This window comes from Vibrio chemaguriensis, assembly GCF_012275705.1.
Taxonomy (GTDB): Bacteria; Pseudomonadota; Gammaproteobacteria; order Enterobacterales; family Vibrionaceae; genus Vibrio; species Vibrio diabolicus.
Map to the genome: position 1 here is coordinate 147357 of NZ_SHOE01000003.1, position 22768 is coordinate 170124.

The 22768-nt window shown below is 44.6% G+C and carries 19 protein-coding genes and 1 pseudogene; 11 read left to right on the plus strand and 9 right to left on the minus strand.

The window, feature by feature from the left end; all coding sequences use genetic code 11:
- Positions 1-2: 2 nt before the first annotated feature.
- From EX191_RS04705 to yegS, 8 genes are all read left to right on the plus strand, one after another.
- Positions 3-965, plus strand: coding sequence for a DUF58 domain-containing protein (locus EX191_RS04705; protein WP_193292099.1), 963 nt, complete (start codon positions 3-5; stop codon positions 963-965).
- A complete protein-coding gene (locus EX191_RS04710; protein ID WP_193447236.1) occupies positions 966-1544 on the plus strand; it encodes a DUF4381 domain-containing protein in 579 nt (192 codons plus the stop codon).
- Positions 1537-2607, plus strand: coding sequence for a vWA domain-containing protein (locus tag EX191_RS04715; RefSeq protein ID WP_193447237.1), 1071 nt, complete (start codon positions 1537-1539; stop codon positions 2605-2607). The genes EX191_RS04710 and EX191_RS04715 overlap by 8 nt, the downstream gene beginning before the upstream one ends.
- Positions 2600-4330: a vWA domain-containing protein gene (locus tag EX191_RS04720; RefSeq protein ID WP_193447238.1), complete on the plus strand. Its 1731-nt coding sequence runs from the start codon at positions 2600-2602 to the stop codon at positions 4328-4330. Before EX191_RS04715 ends, EX191_RS04720 begins: the two co-directional genes overlap by 8 nt.
- Positions 4327-5643, plus strand: coding sequence for a BatD family protein (locus EX191_RS04725; RefSeq protein WP_193447239.1), 1317 nt, complete (start codon positions 4327-4329; stop codon positions 5641-5643). The genes EX191_RS04720 and EX191_RS04725 overlap by 4 nt, the downstream gene beginning before the upstream one ends.
- A gap of 49 nt (positions 5644-5692) precedes the next feature.
- Complete coding sequence (locus EX191_RS04730; protein ID WP_193447240.1) at positions 5693-6118, plus strand: bifunctional diaminohydroxyphosphoribosylaminopyrimidine deaminase/5-amino-6-(5-phosphoribosylamino)uracil reductase RibD; 426 nt, start codon at positions 5693-5695, stop codon at positions 6116-6118.
- A 173-nt stretch (positions 6119-6291) separates the two neighbouring features.
- A complete protein-coding gene (locus EX191_RS04735; RefSeq protein ID WP_193447241.1) occupies positions 6292-7197 on the plus strand; it encodes a LysR family transcriptional regulator in 906 nt (301 codons plus the stop codon).
- An 8-nt stretch (positions 7198-7205) separates the two neighbouring features.
- Entirely contained in the window at positions 7206-8108 is a 903-nt protein-coding gene (yegS, locus tag EX191_RS04740; protein ID WP_048624961.1) for a lipid kinase YegS, read from the plus strand.
- A gap of 77 nt (positions 8109-8185) precedes the next feature.
- Here the strand turns inward: yegS and EX191_RS04745 are convergent, their stop codons facing one another.
- The 4 genes and pseudogenes from EX191_RS04745 to EX191_RS04760 all read right to left on the minus strand — a co-directional run bounded on the left by EX191_RS04745 (position 8186) and on the right by EX191_RS04760 (position 12264).
- The gene (locus tag EX191_RS04745; protein ID WP_104973619.1) at positions 8186-8521 is read right to left on the minus strand and encodes a NirD/YgiW/YdeI family stress tolerance protein; all 336 of its coding nucleotides are present in this window, start codon (positions 8519-8521) and stop codon (positions 8186-8188) included.
- A gap of 15 nt (positions 8522-8536) precedes the next feature.
- Positions 8537-9184 carry an AcfA family outer membrane beta-barrel protein gene (locus EX191_RS04750; protein ID WP_193447242.1) on the minus strand — a complete coding sequence of 216 codons (648 nt, stop codon included), beginning with the start codon at positions 9182-9184 and terminating at the stop codon, positions 8537-8539.
- A gap of 165 nt (positions 9185-9349) precedes the next feature.
- Positions 9350-10964: pseudogene (locus EX191_RS04755) on the minus strand (VRR-NUC domain-containing protein).
- 67 nt (positions 10965-11031) lie between these two features.
- Entirely contained in the window at positions 11032-12264 is a 1233-nt protein-coding gene (locus tag EX191_RS04760) for an L-lactate MFS transporter (protein WP_031780690.1), read from the minus strand.
- A 577-nt stretch (positions 12265-12841) separates the two neighbouring features.
- On the opposite strand from EX191_RS04760, the gene EX191_RS04765 reads away from it, so the two are divergent.
- Entirely contained in the window at positions 12842-13198 is a 357-nt protein-coding gene (locus EX191_RS04765) for an NADH:ubiquinone oxidoreductase (RefSeq protein ID WP_193447243.1), read from the plus strand.
- Between the two features lie 68 nt (positions 13199-13266).
- Here the strand turns inward: EX191_RS04765 and EX191_RS04770 are convergent, their stop codons facing one another.
- The 4 genes from EX191_RS04770 to EX191_RS04785 all read right to left on the minus strand — a co-directional run bounded on the left by EX191_RS04770 (position 13267) and on the right by EX191_RS04785 (position 18820).
- A complete protein-coding gene (locus EX191_RS04770; protein ID WP_193447244.1) occupies positions 13267-15156 on the minus strand; it encodes a M48 family metallopeptidase in 1890 nt (629 codons plus the stop codon).
- A complete protein-coding gene (locus EX191_RS04775; RefSeq protein ID WP_193447245.1) occupies positions 15156-15746 on the minus strand; it encodes a LemA family protein in 591 nt (196 codons plus the stop codon). The genes EX191_RS04770 and EX191_RS04775 overlap by 1 nt, the downstream gene beginning before the upstream one ends.
- Before the next feature lie 226 nt (positions 15747-15972).
- Positions 15973-17340 (minus strand): anaerobic C4-dicarboxylate transporter DcuC, encoded by a 1368-nt coding sequence (gene dcuC / locus EX191_RS04780; protein WP_005398199.1) that lies wholly within the window; start codon positions 17338-17340, stop codon positions 15973-15975.
- Positions 17341-17695: 355 nt separating this feature from the next.
- Positions 17696-18820 carry an acyl-CoA desaturase gene (locus EX191_RS04785; protein WP_005398197.1) on the minus strand — a complete coding sequence of 375 codons (1125 nt, stop codon included), beginning with the start codon at positions 18818-18820 and terminating at the stop codon, positions 17696-17698.
- 272 nt (positions 18821-19092) lie between these two features.
- Between EX191_RS04785 and EX191_RS04790 the strand changes: the two genes are divergently transcribed.
- A complete protein-coding gene (locus EX191_RS04790) occupies positions 19093-19641 on the plus strand; it encodes a GNAT family N-acetyltransferase (protein ID WP_005398196.1) in 549 nt (182 codons plus the stop codon).
- 86 nt (positions 19642-19727) lie between these two features.
- On the opposite strand, the gene EX191_RS04795 is transcribed toward EX191_RS04790, so the two are convergent.
- Positions 19728-20345 (minus strand): HAD family hydrolase, encoded by a 618-nt coding sequence (locus tag EX191_RS04795; RefSeq protein WP_193447246.1) that lies wholly within the window; start codon positions 20343-20345, stop codon positions 19728-19730.
- Positions 20346-20712: 367 nt separating this feature from the next.
- Between EX191_RS04795 and EX191_RS04800 the strand changes: the two genes are divergently transcribed.
- A complete protein-coding gene (locus EX191_RS04800) occupies positions 20713-22758 on the plus strand; it encodes a hybrid sensor histidine kinase/response regulator (RefSeq protein ID WP_074190596.1) in 2046 nt (681 codons plus the stop codon).
- The last annotated feature ends 10 nt before the right edge of the window (positions 22759-22768 follow it).

Genomic DNA, 22768 nt, shown 5'->3' on the forward strand with positions numbered 1-22768 from the left:
TTATGGCTAAGCCAACTCTTGCGCCAAAATCACAGGGGATGGATCCCCGTTTGTACTGCGATTACGCTCGCTTAGTACGTCTGCAAGCACAAGCAGAATCATTCAGTTTACTTCCTCACCTAAAAGCGGGCAGCGTACTCTCTGGCCGCCACAATTCGCTGTTTCGCGGTCGTGGATTGAATTTTGAAGAGCTGCGTCATTACCAACTGGGTGACGACATTCGTAACCTGGATTGGAAAGTCACGATGCGCACAGGCAAACCGCACGTGCGAAGCTACACCGAAGAAAAAGATCGCAACGTGATCGTGTGTGTCGACCAGCGCAGCGCAATGTTTTTTGCTTCGACGCAAGTAATGAAATCGGTCGTCGCGGCAGAAATCGCGGCCATGTGCGGGTGGCGCGTGTTAAAAGATGGCGACCGAGTCGGTTTTGTCATCGCATCCCAACAGGCGTTGTTTCACAGCAAGGCGCAGCGTTCGCAAAACGATCTTCTGGCTCAACTTAAGCGTCTCGCTAAAGCCAATCAATCGCTCAATGTGGACTCCCGCAATTCCGAAAAAGTGACGTTCAGTCAATGGATTGATCTCATTAAACGCATGAAGCTCAAACAATCCACATTGATTTTTATCAGCGACTGGAGCGACTGCGAGGAGCACCACCTTGATCACCTTAAACAGCTACAACAGCACAACGATGTTCTCGCAGTGATGGTCAGTGACCCATTAGAACAAGCGCTACCAGACGATTTGGCAAAATCGAAATGGGTGGTTGGTGATGGGCAGTATCAACTCAATTTAGACAGCAAAGCAAAGGTAGAAGCCGCGAGCGCAAAGCTTGAAGCTCGAACTAGCATACAGCGACAATCACTCTCTCAACTTATGGCGATGAAACACCTTCCGCATATCGAACTCGATACGACAGGCGAGCACATTAAACAATTTCAAAAACTGGTAGGGGGGCGTTAAATGAGTGGTCTTCCTACGCCTCCGAGTACTTACATACTCAGAGAGCTACATGATGTGGCCGTGCCACCAAGCGTGAGTTGGTATCCGCAAACTATTGGCTGGAAGATTTTAGCGGCGGTTGCGCTCATTGCATTGGTGTATGTCGCGTATCGTTTGGCTCAACAGTGGTGGTGTAACCGCTACCGACAAGAAGCTCTGTTGGCGATTTCGCAAATCAAACTGAGCGACAAAGGCATGCCTAAAGCATTGTTCTCTGTGCTTAAAATTGTGTTGATTCATGTTGATAGCCGTAACGCAAAATTGTTTGATACCGCCTTTTTGCGCAAGCTCGATGCGCTATATCTGCAAACCGGAGATTCTCAAGCAAACTCGACGGTGGTCTTTAACGATGAGCTTTCAAAGCGCTGGCTACAAAGTATTGTTGACCCCAGCGTTACGCTAACCAATGAAGAACGAGTAACGCTTATTGCTCGTGCGAAAAACTGGGTGAGTGAACACCGTTGTGATGCTCAAAAAAGCGCGGTAAAGAAATCTCCATTATTGAAACGCAAAGCAAATCAGGGAGGTCAACATGAATGATCTTCTTGTATCGCTAAATGGTTTGTCTGGTTTTGAATTTGCTCACCCAATGTGGTTTCTGATTTTACCGCTGCCATTGGTGGTGTACTACTTGGTGCCTGCATATCGCACTAAGCAAATGGCGATCAAAGTGCCGTTTTTTAGTCAGTTGGTGGAAGCGATTGGCGAGACGCCATCAGAAGGTGCAAGCCAGTTAACCCCAAGCTGGTGGCAACGAGCAACGTTAATTCTCTCATGGCTTTTGGTGGTGTGTGCGATGGCCAAACCCACCGTGTTAGGCGAGCCTCAAGTTCGCGAGAGTTTAGGGCGCGATGTGATGGTGGTGGTGGATCTTTCGGGTTCAATGGCCGAGCCAGATTTCACCTCACGTACAGGCGAAAAAATTTCTCGTCTTGATGCGGCAAAAGAAGTGCTGTCGGAGTTTGTTCAGTCTCGTAAAGGTGACCGATTAGGCTTGGTTCTTTTTGGTGATGCCGCTTTTGTACAAACGCCATTTACCGCAGACCAAAAAGTGTGGCTCGAACTGCTTATCCAAACCGATGTGGCGATGGCAGGGCAGAGTACCCATCTTGGTGATGCGATTGGCTTGGCGATTAAAGTTTTTGAGCAAAGCGATAAGTCGCGTGGTGCTTTAGAACAAGACCAAAACCGTGAAAAAGTCGCGATTGTATTAACCGATGGTAACGACACGGGCAGCTTTGTCGAACCGATTGATGCGGCGAAAGTTGCGAAAGCCAAAGGCGTGAGAGTGCACGTCATTGCGATGGGCGATCCGGAAACGATAGGTGAAACTGCGTTGGATATGGACACGATTCATCGCATTTCGAAAGAATCCGGTGGTGAAGCGTTTGAAGCTCTCAACCGTGATGAACTATCGGCTGCCTACGCCGAAATTGGCAAACTGGAACCTCAACTTTACGAAAGCACTATATACCGCCCAAAACAAAGCCTTCACCATTACTTGATGGCGTTAGTGGTCATCATGCATTTACTCGCGTTCAGCGTCGCGACACTCAAAAGAAGGGCTACAACACGATCATCATTAGGAGAGAGCGATGTTTGATTCTCTTAGTTGGACGCAATTCTTTACGCAGTTTCATTTTATTCGACCGCTGTGGTTAATGGCTTTGATCCCCATGTTTTTCTTGGTGTGGTTGCGCTGGCGAGAAGAAAGCAAACCAAGCTGGAAGGATATTCTGCCCGAACATTTACGCAATGCTTTGACGATAGGCGAGCGAGGTTGGCGCAAGCAACTGCCGCTTAAGCTCTTGATGCTGATTGTGCTAATTGCCATTGTGATTTGTGCAGGCCCAACGTGGCAACGTGAATCTTCCCCCTTTGGCGAAGATAAAGCCTCTCTGCTTGTGGTGCTTGATAACAGCGACTCGATGCTGCAAAAAGATCTCCCACCAAGCCGCCTTGAGCGTTCCAAACAGAAAATACGCGATTTGTTAGTTGCGCGAAAAGGCGGAAAAACGGGTTTAGTCGTGTTTGCGGGCAGTGCTCATGTGGCGATGCCTGTGACTCAAGACAGCAAAGTATTTGACCCATTCTTGGCGGCCATTACGCCAGAAATCATGCCCGTGCAAGGTAAGCTTGCTGAAAAAGCCTTGCCGTTAATTGATCAACAATTGCAAGGTCAACCAGGCTCCACCGTTTTGTTGGTGAGCGATGGCGTGACCCCGGCCACGATTAAGCAATACCAAGCGTATTTTGAAGGTAAACCTTATCAACTGTTAATTCTTGCTGCGGGGAATACAGACATCGTGAGTAACAACCCGATGGATTTGGATTCTCTGCAAAAACTGGCCAGCCAGACCAACGGTCGATTGGTGGAAGTGACGGTCGATAACAGTGATATCGAACAACTGAATCGATACGTTGAGCGCAATATGCAGCTTAATGGCGAATCTTCAATGCCTTGGAAAGACATGGGTTATCAACTGCTGTTCCCAATCGCGTTGATCATGATGCTGTGGTTTAGAAAAGGGTGGTTAGTGCAGTGGTGCGTGATCGTAATGGTGAGCGGTACACTGTTGATGCCGACCAGTGTAATGGCGGAGAACATTTCTGTTAAAGCCGAGCAGCCACAAGTTGTGCAAAAAGTGACGACCTTCGACAAGGTGGCACAATGGTGGTGGGATTTGTGGCTGACGCCAGACCAACAAGGACAGCGTTTGTTCAACCAACAAGCGTATTTAGAAGCTGCAAAACACTTTGTCGATCCATTACGCAAAGGCACGGCGTACTACTACGCTAGCGAGTTTGAGCTCGCGCACAGTGCGTTTTTGGAAATGCAAAACGACCCGTCCGAAGAGGTTCGAGATTACGGTCTTTACAATGCGGCGAGCGCATTGGCGCGCCAGCGTGAATATTTGGCTGCTCGTGACTTGTTAAAATCCTTAGCCAGCAAGCCAACGTTGAACGAGTCGTTAAGACCTGATGTTGAGCACAACTTGAAAGTGATTGCTGGCATCGTCGATGAGATAAATCAGATGAGTGAAAGTCAAGCCGGAACAGAGCAAGAGGCGTCAACCGAGCTAGGCGACAACCCTCAAACCGCAGAAGGAGCGGATGAACAAACGTCAGCAGAGTTGATGATTAAAGAGACGTTTAGCGCAGACGACATTTTAGGTAGCCAAGAATTAGCCGACAAGTGGCTAAAGCGAGTCGAAGCGGATCCGAAGTATTTCTTACGCGCTAAATTCCAAATTCAATTACGCTCGCCAACAACGGGTAGCTCAACTACGACAACGGAACACAATACAGAGGAGGCTGCTCAATGATGATGAATGCCCATCGCGTTACCTCTTTTACACTTCCTGCACGGATAGTGGCATGGTTAGTGGTTTGTTTGAGTCTGTTCGTAAGTCGTCACGTTTTCGCTCAGGATATTTACGATCTTCAACGCAATCATGGTGTTGAGTTGCAAGCGTGGGTTGGTCAACAACCAACGGCTGGAGAAAAGCGTAAAACGCCAAGTTTTAGTGTCAACGAGCAAGTCATTTTAACCATCGAAGTGGCAACGCCGCGCTGGTTTACGGGGGGGACGCGAATTGCCAGTATTGAAATGCCCAATGTTATCGCCAAACAGCGTAATCAGTTAGCCACTAACTTCACGGAGCGCAAGGGCGGACAAACTTGGTCGCGTCAACGCTGGGAAGTGACTTTGTATCCGCAAGCATCTGGTGATTTTGTGATTCCACCTGTCGCAGTGGGCGTTCAGGTGTCGGCGCCGGACGGCGAGAAGGTGTCAGGCACACTTTACACGCAGCCGATTAAGTTCAAAACCGCCTTGCCATCGGGATTGTTAAGCGGTGACACGCCTTGGTTTTCGGCAACGCACGTAGACGTAAAACAAGAGTGGGAAACCTCCACTGAGTCACTCAAAGTTGGGGATGCAATCACGCGTAAAATCACCATCTCAGCTCAAGATTCGCTATCTGTGTTGCTACCAGACTTGTTGAAAGGAGAATCAACAACCCGTTACCAAGCGTATCCTCAACCGCACCGTCTGACAGATACGCAAACACGTGGTGATTACCAGTCAACACGCACGGAAGAGAGCGTGTACGTGATTCAACAAGGTGGTGAATTAACCCTGCCAGATTATGAGTTCCGTTGGTGGAACAGTAAGACTCAACAAGTGGAAACGGTGGTGTTAGAGGGCAAAACATTTGCCGCGAAGCACACGTTGAAATCCTTCATCAAAACGTACTTTGCATGGATTGTTTCCACGCTTGTATTGCTAGGCTTTGTGACTGTTTCATTGGTAGCCATTAAACGTTACTACCGCAACAGACCCACACCAGCATGGTTGACGTTCCACCGTTTGTTAAAGGCTAAACGTTGGTCTGAAGCAAGGACCGTATTGTACAAACAATTGCGTTTAAATACGACAGAGCTGGAAATGACCAAAGCCGATATGAGTGAATCGTGGCAAAAAAGTGCGTCGCGAATGCAAAATGGTGAAAATAGCGCTCATTTAATGAAGTCGATGTGGCGCAAGATCCAGACCAAACAACAACGTTTTAAATTCTGTATTCCGCGAGCGTTACCAGAACTGGACAAAGTCATTGGAAGAGATGGCAATGAATAAAACGGGGCGCTAATATAGCGCCTCGTTTTTATTAGAGAATAGAGTTCAAATGAGCCAAGAGTTTATGCTCCGCGCATTGGAAGTGTCCAAAAATGCGCTTCCTGAATGTCAACCCAACCCGCCGGTTGGCTGCGTGTTAGTGAAAGACAATCAAATCGTTTCAGAAGGTCATACTCAAGCTATTGGTGGCAACCACGCGGAAGTAGAAGCGCTGAATGCATATCAAGGCTCGTTAGAATCGGTGACGGCATACGTTACGCTCGAACCGTGTTCGTTTGTTGGTCGCACGCCAGCGTGCGCGGTGACATTAGTAAAATCCGGTATTGGCAAAGTCGTCGTAGCCATGTTGGATCCAGATCCGCGCAACAGTGGTCGAGGTATCGAGATTCTAAAACAAGCCGGTATTGAGGTAGAAATTGGTTTATGCGGCGAGGAAGTCAGCGAGTTTCTTACCCCATATTTAGGCAAATCTTAATGTAAGTTTTGGCTTGCACGTTAGCTACTCACTTATGCGGTGAGTGGAGTACGTCAAAATTGAGTTAAAACTCATTAAAACAGGTCGTACCGCCCATTTCTTGTACTTGGCTACGTTAACTATCATGCTGTTAGATTAAAATAGAAAAAGTGATTTTCGAAAAACTTAATAGCATGAAACCGACCGATCTTAATCTCATCCCCATTTTTATTGCCATTTATGAAGAGGGGAACTTATCTAAAGCGGCAGCACGTCTCAGCATCACGCAGCCCGCAGTCAGCAAAGCGTTGGCACGCCTTCGTGATATTTATGACGAACCTTTATTTCATCGCTGTACCAAGGGGGTAGAACCTACCTCTTTTGCTATGGATATTTACCCTGCGCTGCTTACTTCGGTGCAAAACTTTACTTCAACTCTGGCGGCTTCTAGCGAATTTGACCCTAAAGTGTCGAATCGAGTGTTTTCCATTGCTTGTGTCTCTGTTGCAAGTTTTGAGTTGCTCCCTCAAGTCATGAAACAGATCCGTGAGTTAGCACCACATATTGCTTTAGAGGTTCATCCACTCTTTACGGAAGATTTTGAAAGCGATCTACGTTTGCAACGTTACGACTTGATCATTGATATCGCGCCAAGAGCAAGAACAGTTTTAAAAGTTGAAACTGTACTTACTGAGTGCTTGGTGGTGGTGTGTAGCGAGGAGCACCCACGCTTAAAGAACCAGATTACGGCTGAACAATTTTTTGAAGAAGAACATGTGGTGGTTTCGCAGTGGCAAAGTCGTAAGAGCTTGTTAAACGCCGATGATATTGTCGACTTGGACAAAAGAAAGATAAAGTATCGAGCTTCTGGCGTGTTGGAAATGCTACCTGTTATCTGCGGTAGTGAATATATTGGTTTAATGCCCGAGTCGATGATCAAATTGTTCAACCACACCTATCATGTTAAATCTTTATCTATGCCATTTGATGAACAAACCTATGAGCTCTGCACAATATGGCATCCTAGTCGGACAAACGACAGTGCCCATCAATGGTTGCGATCACAGATTAAACAAGCAGGGAAAACCATCAACCAATAGGAAGTGCAATGAAGAAGACAATACGTGCCATCCTTAACGGCAAAAAAGCTGGGAACCCAGAGTTAAGAGATGCAATCATGAAAATGAGAGACAAGGGCGTCGATGTGCAAGTGCGAGTGACTTGGGAATCTCAAGACATGCCGCGCTTGGTGAAAGAAGCGGTTGATGAAGGGATTGAACGTATTGTTGTCGCTGGTGGCGATGGGACCGTCAATGAGGCGGCTTCTGCGATTATCCAAATTGAAGAAGAAAAACGCCCTGAGTTAGCCATTATCCCTCTTGGTACCGCAAATGATTTTGCCACCGCGATTCAAGTGCCAGCTTCTATCAAGGCGTCTTTATCTCTCGCCGTAGAAGGGCAGTCTGCTTTGGTCGATTGTGTCAAGGCTAACGATCGCTACTTTATTAACGTGGCAACAGCAGGGTTTGGCGCAGAAGTTACGGCAGAAACGCCTGTTGAACTTAAAAACTTTCTTGGTGGCGGCGCTTATACACTAACCGGTGTTGTAAAAGCGCTCGGCTTTAAACCTTATGACGGAACAATAACAATTGAAGGTGGGGCTTATCAGGGAGAAATGTTGCTTGGCGCTTTCTGCAATGGTCGCTTAGCTGGAGGTGGGCAAGAGTTAGCGTCGAAAGCGATGATTAATGATGGCTTGATGGATCTAACACTGGTGCGTCCATTCTTACCTCATGAGCTGCCAAAAGTTATCGAAGAGATCAATAATCCTAGCGAGAAAGGTGAGTTTGTAAAACACACAAGAGCAAGCTGGTTGGAGATAGACTTCCCAAATCCACTACCGCTTAATTTAGATGGTGAGCCATATCATTCGAGAACAATACGGTTTGATGTTCAGCCTAAGAGTATACGATTAGTTTTGCCGCAAGATTGCCCTTGCTTGACCAGCTAAACGAGTAGTTTCACGGTTCATAAACAACACAGCCTCCAATATGTGGCTGTGTTGTTTGTGTTGAGGTGTCAGGCGAATTAAAGCTTTTGAATGGTCTCTACGTCAATCTGCGTGGTGGTCCACTCTGAGTCAACTTCGCCTCGAATCGTCACTTTATCGTTTGGACCAACGTCTAGCCCCATCCAATCTTCATTGTCGATTTCCACTTCGATTTCACCAGTCTCATCTTTGAACAAGTAAGTCTCGTTACCAAGAGATTGAACAATGTGCCCGGTTAACATGACGGCGCTGTCGTCGGTTGCGTTGTGCGCCTCTTTTACCGAATTAATTACGCTTATTTCTGGACCATTAAACGCGGCGAAAGCTGAGCTTGAAAGTAGGGCAAACATGGATGCTAAAATCATTTTTTTCATTATCGTCTCCTTAAATTAGAAGTAGTAAGTTGTGCCTACGTTAAAGGATGCAGTGTTTGCGTAGCTGTCTAGTTGATATTTTGCGTTTGCACCAATGGTGAGCTGCGGGAAAATTCTGTATTCCGCACCCACTGAGAACATTGCGCCTAGCTCGTTGTTTTTCTCTGTGTTGTGGAAAAGCGTGTTGTTCATTTCTACATCATCATTCGCGACAAGCTCATATTCTTGATGTTTCGAAACTTTGGTGTCGTATTGCGTGTACGTTAGACCCGCTTTGAATTTTGTTGTCCATTTATCATTTAATGTATAGTTAAACACAGGTGCCAACGACACTTGCTTGGCTTTGATTGACGCATCCCAATCCATTTCATGATGGTAATCTTTGCCATCAATTTGTTTGATACCAAGGTTCTTTGAACGATTATCATCAAGGTCAAATTGGCTGTAGCCCAACTCTAGCGCCCAGTTGTCATTGAACGCGTAACCGACAAAACCTGAGTAAATACCGTCTTCAAGCTCAGGGTTGAGTGTTACGTTGTCAGTTGAAAAGTGAGGTTCCAAATCATGGTCAGTGGTGCCTAGTCCATATTCCAGACCTACATAAGGAGCCGCAGATACCGAAACTGAGCAGGTAACAAGTAACGCAAGAAGTGTTTTGTTCATTTTATTTTGCCTCTTCAAATCAACTTAGTGAGTAGAAGCGCATTTTGTGTGAAGAAGCGTGAAGCGATCGTGAAGAAACGAAAAAATTTTTAGAAAAAAGAGCAAGGAGCGATAACCGAGGGGCGGTTTGAGTGAACAAACACCAAGCTCTTTATATAGAGTAAGTTAAGTTGCTGCGACGTAACACACCGCAAACGGGACAGTAAGGCGAATAAACTCTTTGATCCAACGCCATTGGTTATCCTGGAGTTTATCGCCAGGACCTTTCACTTCAATCCACTCGAACTCATTTTCTTTAAAAGCAATGAGATCCGGCATCCCATTACGGTAAAGCTTAAGGTCGCTCAATTGTATTTTGAACAGCGCCATCAGCATATTGGTTGGGATAGTGTTGAGCGCTGTTTCGAGTAGCTCTTTACTTATTAAATTCCAATGTACAAATGGATTACTGATGCCAAACTTCTCATCGTATTTTGTCAATAACGTCTGGGTGTTGCCCGCTTCTAGTTCGGCAAAAGCGGTGTCTATCAAAACTTGGCGCTTGGTAACAAAATCCGAGTGATATAAATCTAAAGGACGGTGTTGATAAGCGTTAATGAATGACCCTTCAATAGGAGCAAAAATCGCATCCCAGAATGTGAGCCCCAGTAGCGAGTTGAGCAACGCATTTTCAGCGTAAAACACATTCCAGCCTAAGGACTCAAAATACGCTTTACTGGCAAGCTCGACTCGTTGTTGAGATAAATCCAGTTCAATATGGTATTCGGAGCAGAGTGGCTTTGCCACTCTTGGTACTTTCGTGCCTTGTTTTCGCTTCAACCGTTGCTCAAGTTTTTGTGCGACTTCGAGCTCAGACACATCAATTGGCGACTGCAGCATCTCTATGACAATGTCACTAAATAAATCATCATGGTTCAGTTTGTCATAGATACGTGCACGTCGTTCTCGGCTCGGAGCGAGCTGAGTTTGGCTAAATAGAGATAGGGCGGTCTCTAGCTCATTAATACGCTCATAGTCTCGCGCAATGTCATTCAACATGTGTTCGCGTTTACGATCTACGTAATGGTGACTAACTGGATGAGGCATTGCCTCAATTAATAAGTCGAGGTTCGCTTTGTCTTTTCGATCAAATTGCCAGTACAGGTTGGCCAGTTGGCTCAGTTCAATTAAGCGGTCTATTTGCTCACGTGAATCAAAGAAACGGCGCACTTTACTCAATTGGTATTGCTCGAACTGATGTAGACCTAAGTCATCAAGCACAAACTGACTTAAGTCTTGATGAGTGTTGGCAAAAAAACAGGGTGAGTAATACGTCGATCATGTGAGCTGAATTGAGTTTGATGATCGTAAACTCAAGCTGCTCAAAACGATCAAATTCCGTGTTGCTTAAACGCTCTACAAGGGCATCTTTCTTTAATGACTTCGGTAGCTCTGGGTAAAGTGCAGAGATCTCCGGTTTCGTCAGTAAGTTAGACGCTAACTCTTGATGAGAGAGTGTTGGGGAAAGGGCCACAAACTCATGTTGACTCAATTCTGCCAGTGCTTCATTGATAGAAGGTATTTCTTGATAACTCAGCTTATCACTTCGAAACCAACACCCTTTTCGGCTGTATAAACGCACCAACAGGCATTGGGCGTGTTTGCTCAAGGAATCAAACGAGCAAAGCCAAGCGTGTTCTTCCTCAGCCAGTAAATCGCTGTACCAGGTTACTGCGTGGTGAGTCAGCTTAAAGAAGTTTTCTAGATAGTAGTCTGGTGCAAGTTCGATAGGGCTTTCCATAAACGACCGATAACAAAAAAGGCTTAACCCATAGGTTAAGCCTTTTCGCTATCAAATCAATTCGCAATTATGCGTTTTTTAGCTGCGCTACTTTCGCTTCAGACAGTGGCTTAGTGATGAACGCAAGTACGATACATACTGCCATCATTGCTGAAGAAATAGTGTAAGCCAAGGTGTAGCCTTCGCCGTTCGTCATAGAGAAGCCAACAACTGCTGCGCCGATTGCACCACCGATACCCCATGCAGTGTAAAGCACGCCGTAGTTAGTACCGTAGTTTTTCAAACCGTAGAACTCGGCCGTTAGAGTAGGGAATACCGCTAGAAGTGTACCGTAACCTACCGCTGCGATCGCAGTACCAATGATCAGAGTGAACTCAGAGTCGAACGTTGCGAACAACACCATGTTTACGCCTTGTAAGACGAACGCAAGTAGAAGCGTACGAACACCGCCGATTTTATCTGCAAGCATACCCGCAGCAACACGGCCGCCTGAGTTAAATACAGCAAGAATAGACGCTAGGTAAACCGCGTTTGGTAAGTTTGCTTGAACGCTTGCGATTGTCGTGATGTTGCCGATGATCATTAGACCAACAGAAGCTGCGAATGCGTACATGATCCATAGAGAGTAGAACTGTGGCGTCTTCAGCATTGCTTTCCAAGTTAGATCATCTGACTTTTTAACCGCTTTAGGTGCTTGACCTTCTTTTACTTTCGGTTCTGCAGGCGTGTAGTCTGCTGGTGGGTTATTGATGGTTGCTGCAAGAGGAACTGCAATTGCCAGGATACCAACACCAAGAACCATAAAGCTCGTTTGAATGCCCATGCTGTCGATCAATGATGATGTTACTGGTGCTAGGTAGATAGCCGCTAGACCAAAACCTGCCGCAATAATGCCGTTAACCATACCTTTCTTCGAAGCGTGGAACCACTTCATCGCAGAAGGTGATAGGCATGCGTAGCCAAAACCGATACCTGCACCTGTGATCACACCGAAGGTAATGTTCAGCATGAGTGGAGTGTCAACAAAGCCAGACGCGATCATGCCTAGACCTGTAAGAACAGTACCTAGGATAAGGATCATACGCGGACCCATGCGGTCTTGCAGAATACCTGCAACAAGAAGACAGATAGAGAAAGTGATGGTTGCAGTTGCGTAAGGTGCAGAAGCTTCTGCAGCACTCCAGCCTGATTCAGTTACCAGTGCCTTGTTGAATACACTCCAAGCATACAGGATGCCAAGACAAAGGTTGATACAGAACCCTGCTAACAGGATGCGCATAGCTTTATCAATCTTGCTCATTTTTATTCTCAGTTTTTCCTCTTGTTGGCAATGCCGCAAAGAGGGTTGGTTTAAAGATGTTTTTTCTCAAAATTAGTTTGCGTTTTTCAACGATTAACGCAATGAGCGCGGATTATAACCAATAAATATGTGATTGGAATCTCTTTTTGCCGTTACTGATAAAATAATTTGAAACATTAAAAGCGGATGTGAATTCATGGTTTTGTATGTGGTTGGAGTGTTATCAAAAAGTGATGGTTTTTGTTGTGAGGAACGAGGAACTAGTCAAAACAGAGAATTCAGTGCGCAGTTGGGTGCACAGCTCACATTTCATATAAAAAATTTCAAAATGTTACCGTGTTAACTCCCTGTAACAAAAATGACTGAAATATCGTCTTGTCGCCGTAAGTATTGGATGTAAAGGGTTTCTTAAATTTAAATTGTTAACCTTTTGTAATAACTAGAGCTGATTAGGTTTTTTGTGCATTAAGTGAACAAAAAAGTCACTTGTAATTGCAGATTATAGGAGCAGAATATAGCGAAAAATGAGATTTCATTTATGAAGGGATGCTTTTTTAGACTTGTTGTGAGGTGACTTATGAAACTGTTCCTATTACTCATGGCTTCGGTATCTGCTGGTGTCGCATCTGCAGACCACATCCATTCATTTATGTTGGGTCTATCTATTGCTTCTCTAGCGGTAGGGGGCTGTTATTTCTTTGCATTCCGTAGCTCGCGCTTTCCGCAGCTTGCCTTATTCTTACTAATTTGCGGCATGCTTTCTAAGTTGACGATAACGGTTGTTGGTGTGATGTGGGGAATGTCGGCTGAATTAATTACATCTCCAATCGTCTTCGCACTTTCGTATTTATTCTTCTCTCTCGCCGTGACCTACTTATGGTTTAGTTATCGAGAAAGTATCACTAAGATCCCTGATCGATTTAAGTCAGCGTAAATCGTCAAATAAGAAAACATAATGAAAAAACGCCAGCAAAAGTGCTGGCGTTTTTGTTTAAAGCTAAGTCAGTTAGCTTGTTGTGTTTGGCTCGGTAGGGTTTGTCCTGTATTGACTGATACTGTTAGTGGCGGCTCTGGAACTTCTAAGAAGCAGGCGATTACCCTATAGAGTTCTCCTTCCGCAACGGTGACCTTTCCATCCGATTCAATCGCTAATCGACACGCTTTTACGAACAAGCGACGACTTTTCGGTTTTAGCTGCAGTAGGAGCTCTAAAGCGGCGCGATTTAGGCCCCAGTTCTTATTTGCGGGTTGTAACTCTGCATCATTAAAGCCCAAACAGGTTAGGGCGCTGCTAAATGCACGTTGAGCGTCTTCCGGTTGAGAGTGACTAACCCAAGCCAATTCGCGCAGTAGCCAAAAAACACTCTCTTTTAATTGCTTTAAAGATTGGATCTGTTTTGTACATCCATACGATTCGAGTAGTTGCTTCTCCAATAAGTTGATGACACACCATTCTGCGAGTGAGTAGTGATCATCAGTTTGAGAGAGTTCACGTAGCACCTGGCACAGTCTGTTTTTCTGACCCTCACTCAGCGATTTCAAGGCAGGGATGGAGAGTTCGAGTAATGGAAAGCGTAGATGAAGAGGCAAATCATAATCTAGCCATGGTAATAATTGTGCTTGAGACACATTTGGGATATGACTTTTTATCATCTCTCGCTGGAGTTCACTGCCATCAAATATCAAGGCAAAAGCAATAAAGCGCGCACTGTATGGTTCACGAGCGATGTCGATAAGTTCGGAAGGAAGTTGGTTAAGTAGTTGTTGGCCTACTTCGCTGAGTTCTGCGGTGGTTGGTTTCTCCGGTTGTGTCGATGTCCCTGATGAGAATCCACTAACGTTATCATTCTCAAAGCTTGTCGTTGGACGATGCGAACTTTGAGCAAAACTTCCATTCCAACCAGGTTCAATTCGGCGAATCCGCTCTTCTAGTGGAGGGTGAGTAGCAAATAGGCCAGAAAAGCCGGAGATTTTGCTTTGACCAAACATCATATGGCTCATCTCATCGCTTGCTTTTGTATTCAATGAAGAACCCGCCATATGACTACCAATTTTCTTGAGTGCACCAGCAATGCCTTGATCGTTTCGAGTAAATTGAACGGCACTGGCATCAGCGAGAAATTCACGTTGACGAGAGATTGCAGCTTTGATCATCGAGCCAAACAAGGTGCCAATCCAGCCCAGAACCAAACAGATAATCGCAATCAGCATGATAACCGCAAAGCCTTTATCGGAATCGGAAGAACTTCTTGATACGCGGCTCGTATGATGAGTGTTATCTAAGACCAAGTGTCCAAAATGTGCAATGCAAGTGATGCCAAACAGTACGCCGATAAGACGCGTATTCAAACGCATATCTCCGTTTAAGATATGGCTGAATTCATGAGCAATGACACCTTGTAGTTCATCTCGCGTGAAGCTATCCAGTGCGCCTTGTGTGACGCCGATGACGGCATCATCAACGCTCATGCCTGCTGCGAAAGCATTGATACCGCGCTCTTCCTGCATCACATAGACGGGAGGAACCGGAATACCAGATGCAATTGCCATCTCTTCCACAACGTTGAGTAGTTGTCTATGTTTTGCATCTAAGGTGTTTGAGGAAATCAGCTTGCCACCTATGCTCTCAGCAACCCCTCGACCTCCATTTGAGGTGAGGGCGGATAAGCGAACCATTGAACTTATCGCAACAACCAGCAATACGCCAGCAAAGCACAACAAGACGTAGGTAAGTGCGGTTTCTTGATCAAAGTGTTCGCCTGTTACTCCGTAATAGATACCAATCGATAATACGCTTACCAAACCAGTGATGGTGACAACTGCTAAGGAAAACAGGAACACCAAAAGCCCAGTGCGTTGACGCGCGGTATCTTGATGGTCAAAGAAATCCATTAGAACTCAACCTTCGGGGCAGCTTGTATTTCAGCACTGTCAGAAAACTCTAACAGTTTGCCATCTTGGAATCCGAATGCGTTGGAAAACAACACGGGCGGGAACGTTTGTTTGTATGTGTTGTAGCTGGTTACCGCATCATTAAATGCTTGGCGAGCAAACGCAACTTTGTTTTCAGTGCTGGTTAATTCTTCTTGAAGCTGACTCATGGTTTCATTTGCTTTAAGCTCAGGGTAGGCTTCCACTACAACATTAAGTTTGCCCAACGCACTTTGCAGCATGCCTTCCGCTTGGTTTAGTTGGCTAATTGCCGCATCACTACCAGGCGCGTCACTGGCTGCTTTCAGGCCAGCAATTGCTTGATTACGAGCTTGGATGACACGTTCAAATGTTTCTTTTTCGTGCACCATATAGCCTTTTGCAGTATTAACTAAGTTCGGAATCAAATCGTATCGACGTTTTAATTGAACCTCTATTTGAGCAAAGCTGTTTTTGAAACGGTTTTGTAGAGTAACGAGCTTGTTGTAGATACTGACGGCGTACACCACAATGAGCAGGACAATAACGATAAAGACAATAAATGCAGTCATAATAAATCCCATTTTCTTAATGTATTCAGTTCTTATATAAACTGTTGAGATATTAAGCAAATGCTTCTGAAGAAGCGATGTAATAACCGAGAAATATGTCACGAGTTGAGTAACAATTAAAATGCATTTACAAAGCAATACAGAAAGAATAATGGCACTGGCGAGATGAAAGAAATAGGCCCAGCTAGAAGCCGGGCCTTGTCGATAAGCAATATTGGCGATGCCGTTAGGCACTCATTGGAACAAGCACCATAGTACCAATTATAACTGTGATAAGACCTGCAAGAACCGGAACGGATGTACGTTTTACAACCTCAAACGGGCTGATGTTCGCCATGCCGGATGTCGCAACGATTACGCCAGACACTGGTGAGATAGTACGACCTAGATTTGATGCTTGAAGCATCGGGATAATTAGGAACGCTGGGTTTAGTCCCATTTTCGCAGCCAAAGATGGTGCCAACTCTACAAATGCATAGAAAGGCGCGTTACCAGACCCCGTTGCAATTGCTGCTGCAACTGTCAATGCAGTAAGGATAAGCATTAAAGCAACACCGCCTGCACCTGCATTGTCTGCAAGGTGAAGTAGGTTATCGATAGCGCCGATAGACATTAGACCTTGCGCAAAAACCCCCGCTGCAACCAAAAGCATCACAACGCCTTTGAACGCGTCAGCCATGCCAGCGTAACAAGAATCTAAATCTTCCAGTGATTTCTTACCATCAAACTTATTTACAACGTAATGGATCAGAGCGCCAAGGAAAATCGAACCGACCACAATAGTGTAAATGTCTAGGCTAAGTCCTGGAATGGTACGACCGTTGAATAGGAACACGCCGATGATAGGTAGAAATGGCAGTGCCGCATAAAACGCTGGTGCATCGGCTTTGATCTCTGATACGTCAATTTTTTCCATTGGCGTATTTTCTTTCTTATCTAAGTATTTGTTCCAGAAGAAAGCCGCGGCAGCCATCACGATGATTGCGCAGATAGAAACAGGCAACACTGTTTGTACCGCAAACACATCAAGCGCCAAGCCAGATTTTTCGGCGGCGATCACCACATCACCAGAGGTTGGAGAAAGAATGATTGCCGCAGGAGAGGCACAAACTGCAACCGCTGCTGGACGAGAGATCCCCATCGCGACCATCATTGGGAACAATGTCGCCATTAATAGTACGCCAAGGCCAGTTGCAGAACTTACCGCAAGAGACATCAAACACGCCACAATGTAAGCCGCTACCAAAAGGACATAAGGAGACTTGATAACAGAAAGCGGTTTAGAGAACTGTTTCACTACAACGTTATTCGCGCCGATGTGAGTCATATAGGAAGCGAAGCCACATAGCAACATGATTTGCATACCAAGGCCGCCGCCGCGGTATTGTAGCATGTATTTCACGTATTCTAGCGCGTCTGTCACCATGTTACCGGTTGAGGTGATTTTTGAGGGCAGCACGTCATGCCCCAATACGCCAGTCATAAGAAGTAAAGCAATACCAGCCGTCAGTAACACGCCCGCTGCTTTATAGCCTTTGACGATAAAGTAACCCACAGCAATGGTGACAACTAAGCCAATTAAGAGCTCTAACATAGGGATCTCCGAATGTTATGAAAAAAAGAAAGAAACTGTTTCAGTTTATGACAAGGAATTTACAGAATTCTTAACTGTGGCACGAGACAAATATGGGGCTTGCATGATCTGAGACAAATAATAATTTAATAATTAATTTCGTTAGATTGTATTGTTGGAATTTGGTTTTCTAAGTGTTATGTGCTGGTTTGAAGCTGTTTGCAGGAAGGAAAGTATGACCAGAAATTTGAATAAATAGTGAGGGAATTGATTCAAAATGAGAAAAAGAAACAACTCAGTGAGTTGGGATAGGGTAATAATCCTTGCAACAAAAAAGCTTCGCCGAAGCGAAGCTAAATCGTAAGGATGGGTTAAGTTAAGCGTATCGGCGCACCATCAGGTTCCAACTGCGTTGTTGCCGCTCGAACTCCGCTTTGATTTGCTGATACTTTATCTTTGTCACAGAACACTCGTATTTTTTTACCACACTGGCTGTTTTTGCACCGAGTACTTCCTTTCGCATCTCATAATATTCCTGCATGTGATGAACTAGCGCATCAAACTCGTGTTGTAACTGATCGAGAATCGTCTGCGTATTCGGTTTTGCTCCCAGTTTTTCTTTTGCTTTCTTCAAGAGTTGAGTTGCGCGAGCTTTTTCAATTCTAAATGTAGGCGTTGTGCGCAACTTAGATGTGAGTCCAAGCCAAGAACAAGACTTAATCAACCACTTGGTCGGGTCGTAATGCCACCAATACACACCATTACGATAGTCATTCTCGAAGATATGATGGAAATTGTGGTAGCCCTCACCAAATGTGAAAAACGCTAACACGCCGTTGTCGCGAGCGGTGTTTTTGTCCGTGAAAGTCTGCTTTCCCCAAACATGCGCAAGTGAGTTAATGAAAAAGGTCGTGTGGTGGCTCATAAATAGTCGAGCGGCACCAACTACTAATAACATACCCCAAATATCGCCGTAGATAATTCCAAGAGCGACCGGAAAGCCAATATTGGTGAGTAGAGCAAGTGGAACATAGTACTTATGTTGCCACATGACGATTTTGTCACGTTTTAAATCGCGGCAGTTGGTGTATTCGTTTTCCTGCGATTTGTTGTAGTCGCGTAACATCCAACCAATATGAGAATACCAAAAGCCACGTTTCGCTGAGTAAGGATCTTTGTCGTTATTGTCGACATGCTTGTGGTGTACACGATGATCAGAAGACCAGTGTAATGCACTATTTTGCAAAGAAAATGCTCCTCCAATCGCAAAAATAGCACGTAAAATTGGATGAGCTTCGTATGTTTTGTGGCTCCAGAGTCGGTGATAGCCTGCTGTAATAGAAAGATTCGTAAAACTGAATGCCATCACTCCCCAAACTAGATGCTCCCAACCCAGTCCAAAGTGATATGCATACCAAGGCATTACAATAAAAGTCAGAACAAAACTGGAAGAAAATATCAACGTATTCAACCAGATAATGGGTGGTTTGTTTTGAGTCACAGGTGTATTCCTAACTTTGAGCTAACAACTGTTCGCCAGAATATCAGCGTACACGTGTAAGTCAAATTAAAGTTAGACAAATGTGACTGTTCCTTTGGATGTACATTAAGGAACTTGATGGGATATTTTGCTTTTAATTGAATAATGAGTAGTATTAAAAAATGAGCTCTGGCTTAAGGTGTATAAAATCTGCCAAGAAACAAGTGTTATAAAGGTGGAATATGCCGAGACTCTATAAAGAAGTAAAAAATGTAAGAAAATAGGAATACGTAATGGATTTACGATTAGCGGAATATAAGGACTACGAGCGCATTGCGCATCTTCATGCGGATAGTTGGAAGCGTCATTACCGTGGCATTCTTAGTGATAACTATCTTGATAAAGAGGCGATTGACGACAAACTACTGATCTGGCAAACCCGTCTGACCAACCCACCATTCAACCAGCACATTGTCTTGGCGGAAGAGGGTGGTTTGTTGCTCGGCTTCGTTTGTGTGTTTGGCAACCATGACTTCGAGCGTGGAACCTTTATTGACGCACTGCATGTTGATGACAGCTACCGTGGTCGTGGTATTGGCAAACAGCTATTACTTGCTGTCGCAGAATGGCAGCAACAGTACTTTAAAGACACTGGTCTTTATCTAGAAGTCGTATCGCAAAACATTTCTGCAATTGAATTCTACCGCCATATTGGAGGTCAAGAATGTCAAGAGCGAACTTGGCGTGCGCCAGGTGGTACAGAAGTATTGGAGAAGGTATTCCGTTGGAAGAATGCTCAGTCATTAGTTAGTGGGATAGAAGAAAACGTTATTTACTCCTAGTCTGACGTTTTAGCTTAGCAATAAGAGCAGCATCAACGCTGCTCTTTTTTGTGCCTGTCCTAAAGTTTAGTGTTTCAGTGGGCGACTTAAAAGCAAAGCCCCATGGCTTTTAGCTCTGACTCGCATTGCTGAGCATTTTCAAATTGAATGGCTTCCATGCCTACCGCTCGGGCCCCTTCGACGTTGTATGGCATATCATCAAGAAATACCGTTTCCTTATCCTGAAGCTGATATGTTGAAAGTAGGGCTTGGTAGATCTCAGCTTGTGGCTTTAGTAACTGCACTTCAGAAGAGATGATTGCACCGTCAAACAGCGGCCAGAATTCATAGGTAGCACGAAGATGCTCAACAATTTCGTTGACGTTGTCTGTGAGCGCATAAACGCTATATCCTGCACTTTTTATTCTTTTTAGCAGTTCGACACTGCCGTAAAGTAATATTTGTGTATGTTTTACGTAGTAAAAAAAGCGGTCCATTTCTTCCGCTGTCACTTTGTGCTCACGTTGATAGCACAGTTTGGCTTCCTCTTCGGAAATGATTCCTTTGTTTAAGTCTTTCCAGATTTGTGATGAAAACAGCAACTGGGCCATTTTTTTCGCTTCTACTGCGTGACCAAATGTTAAGCGAACAATCTCTACCGGAGACCAGCGTACTAATACATTTCCCACATCAAAAATTACGTTTTTTATTTGTAAAGGTTCCATAACACACCTCGAGCCAATTGTTCATCACCGCGTTACATCCACAGTGAGTGCTGTCGTTAAATCTTTGGAAGTTCGAGCCAAAGGCGCTGTTTAAATGTCTCGAACGTACATGAGATTAACATCCCTTAGGATACAACGCGATTATCGCAAAATTACACTAAACTATATGCAACTTCATTTATTTGGTTGTAAATCAAGTGTCTCTATCTTAAAAGATTGAAATTAAAGACAAGCGTCGCGAAATATTTGCGCCATTTCGCGCTGCTTATAAGCGTTAAGTAATATATAATTACTTAATAATAAAACGATAAGAATGAATGCAAATCACACTATTGGGACGTCAGGCGGAGTAGGCAAAATAGATAATATGGACTCGATACGTAAGGTTTATCAATATGCAGAACCCAACCTGACTCTCGTTGGTTGGATGGGGTTTCTTGGCTTTCCGCTGTACTACTTTGTTTGGGATTTTGTTTTCCCACAGGCTTATGAAAACTTGCCGCTCAGATTGTTTTGTTCACTATTGTTCTTTGGCATCATTTTTAGAAATCGCCTGTCGTCAACGTGGCGAAAATATATCCATATTTACTACCAAGTGACGATAACGATCTGTTTACCGTTTTTCTTTTTCTATATGTTACTGATGAATGATTGGTCCAATGTTTGGGTCATGTCATTTATGTCCGCGATTTTCTTGCACATTCTATTGGTTCATGTCACAAGAGTTATGTTCGCTCAAACTTTTGCCGGAATAGGTTTAGCGACGTTCTTTGCTTGGGTGGCGAAAGGGTTTCATCTCGATTTAACAATGGATTGGACGCATGTGCCAATCTTTCTCTTTATTTATGTCTTTGGCAATTTATTCTACTTTCGGAACCAAGTAGAGCACGAAGCGAAAGTGTCGTTGGCCAAGTCATTCGGGGCCGGAATTGCGCATGAAATGCGTAACCCTTTAAGTGGCCTTTGCACGTCAATCGATGTTATCCAATCAGTCTTACCCAATAAAAAAGAAGCAGAGAAAGACCAATATCTAATGAGCGGAGAGGATGTCACCCTGCTGCGTGAAGTTAGTGAGGATGCGATGAACATCATCCAGTCGGGCAACGAGACGATAGATTTACTTCTGACATCGATAGACGAAAACCGTGTCTCGCGATCCAGTTTTCAAAAGCATTCTGCTCACTCAGTGGTTGAAAAAGCGATTGAAAGCTTTAGTTATAAGCGTGCGACGGATCGCTTTGCTATATCCCTAGATGCGAGAAGTGAGTTTGATTTTCTTGGTAGCGATACCTTACTCAAATACGTTATGTATAACCTTTTCAAGAACGCCTTCCATCATCGCACATCTGAAGATTTCCACATACATGTGTCCATGACGAGCACGGAGCACTCAAACCAAATCGTTGTAACCGATAATGGTGCTGGTATTGCTCCTGATGTTCTACGTAATATATTTCAGGACTTTTACACAACTGGTAAGTCAGGCAGCTATGGTTTGGGTTTGCCATTTTGTAAAAAAGTGATGCGTTCTTTTGGAGGTAACATTGAATGCCAGTCTCAGCTAGGTGAGTGGTCTCAGTTCACGTTAACTTTCCCGCCGATCACATCTGATATCGTGACTGAAATTAAAAACGATTTGACCAAACTCAAAACCATCCTAACGGTGACTAATCAAGATATTCTTGTGTCGAAAGTGACGGACATTAGCCGTTTTATGGGTTTTGAATCAACGATCTTAGATGTTAATCAAGTGCTCAAAAAGAAAGAGTATGAGTTCGAATTCGACCTAATTTTTATCGACCTTGAGAGCTTGGACGCAAGAGCAAACCAATTAGATAGATTAGAATCTCTTTTGTCCTTCACGGAAGCTCGTATCGTTTATCTTTTTGAGCATCACCCGACACAGAGAGCATGCAAAGCGGCATATGAGCCTATTTGGGTCGAGACTCAAGCCTGGTTATTGAATACTAAGCCAACCATTGACCGTCTCTTGTATGATTCAAGCTATGTGTCGACACCAACGGCCTCAGTGGCTTTGGATACGTCAAATAAGCGGACAATTATGGTCGTGGATGATAACGAATCTTTGCGAAAGTTTACCGCGATGTTACTCGAAAAGCAGGGCTTTGAAGTTATTCAGAAAGAAGACGGGCAGCAAGCACTGGATACATTAGAGCAAGAGAACGTTGACCTCATTCTTATGGATATCGAGATGCCCATCATGGATGGTGTAGAAGCTTCAAGGCGAATTCGAAGCTCGGATAAAAACTATGCGTCGGTACCTATTATTGCGCATACTGGGGATAGCTCACCTGTTACGCTGGACAAAATAGGCTCTTCTGGCATGTCTGACTTTATCGTGAAACCAGCGGATAAAAATCGCTTATTCGACAAAATCGCAAACTGGATTTAATCACTCGCAA

Coding starts and splice junctions, on each gene's coding strand:
- EX191_RS04705 (WP_193292099.1), top strand. CDS start 3: ATGGCTAAGCCAACTCTTGCGCCAAAATCACAGGGGATGGATCCCCGT.
- EX191_RS04710 (WP_193447236.1), top strand. CDS start 966: ATGAGTGGTCTTCCTACGCCTCCGAGTACTTACATACTCAGAGAGCTA.
- EX191_RS04715 (WP_193447237.1), top strand. CDS start 1,537: ATGAATGATCTTCTTGTATCGCTAAATGGTTTGTCTGGTTTTGAATTT.
- EX191_RS04720 (WP_193447238.1), top strand. CDS start 2,600: ATGTTTGATTCTCTTAGTTGGACGCAATTCTTTACGCAGTTTCATTTT.
- EX191_RS04725 (WP_193447239.1), top strand. CDS start 4,327: ATGATGATGAATGCCCATCGCGTTACCTCTTTTACACTTCCTGCACGG.
- EX191_RS04730 (WP_193447240.1), top strand. CDS start 5,693: ATGAGCCAAGAGTTTATGCTCCGCGCATTGGAAGTGTCCAAAAATGCG.
- EX191_RS04735 (WP_193447241.1), top strand. CDS start 6,292: ATGAAACCGACCGATCTTAATCTCATCCCCATTTTTATTGCCATTTAT.
- yegS (WP_048624961.1), top strand. CDS start 7,206: ATGAAGAAGACAATACGTGCCATCCTTAACGGCAAAAAAGCTGGGAAC.
- EX191_RS04745 (WP_104973619.1), bottom strand. CDS start 8,521: ATGAAAAAAATGATTTTAGCATCCATGTTTGCCCTACTTTCAAGCTCA.
- EX191_RS04750 (WP_193447242.1), bottom strand. CDS start 9,184: ATGAACAAAACACTTCTTGCGTTACTTGTTACCTGCTCAGTTTCGGTA.
- EX191_RS04760 (WP_031780690.1), bottom strand. CDS start 12,264: ATGAGCAAGATTGATAAAGCTATGCGCATCCTGTTAGCAGGGTTCTGT.
- EX191_RS04765 (WP_193447243.1), top strand. CDS start 12,842: ATGAAACTGTTCCTATTACTCATGGCTTCGGTATCTGCTGGTGTCGCA.
- EX191_RS04770 (WP_193447244.1), bottom strand. CDS start 15,156: ATGGATTTCTTTGACCATCAAGATACCGCGCGTCAACGCACTGGGCTT.
- EX191_RS04775 (WP_193447245.1), bottom strand. CDS start 15,746: ATGACTGCATTTATTGTCTTTATCGTTATTGTCCTGCTCATTGTGGTG.
- dcuC (WP_005398199.1), bottom strand. CDS start 17,340: ATGTTAGAGCTCTTAATTGGCTTAGTTGTCACCATTGCTGTGGGTTAC.
- EX191_RS04790 (WP_005398196.1), top strand. CDS start 19,093: ATGGATTTACGATTAGCGGAATATAAGGACTACGAGCGCATTGCGCAT.
- EX191_RS04795 (WP_193447246.1), bottom strand. CDS start 20,345: ATGGAACCTTTACAAATAAAAAACGTAATTTTTGATGTGGGAAATGTA.
- EX191_RS04800 (WP_074190596.1), top strand. CDS start 20,713: ATGGACTCGATACGTAAGGTTTATCAATATGCAGAACCCAACCTGACT.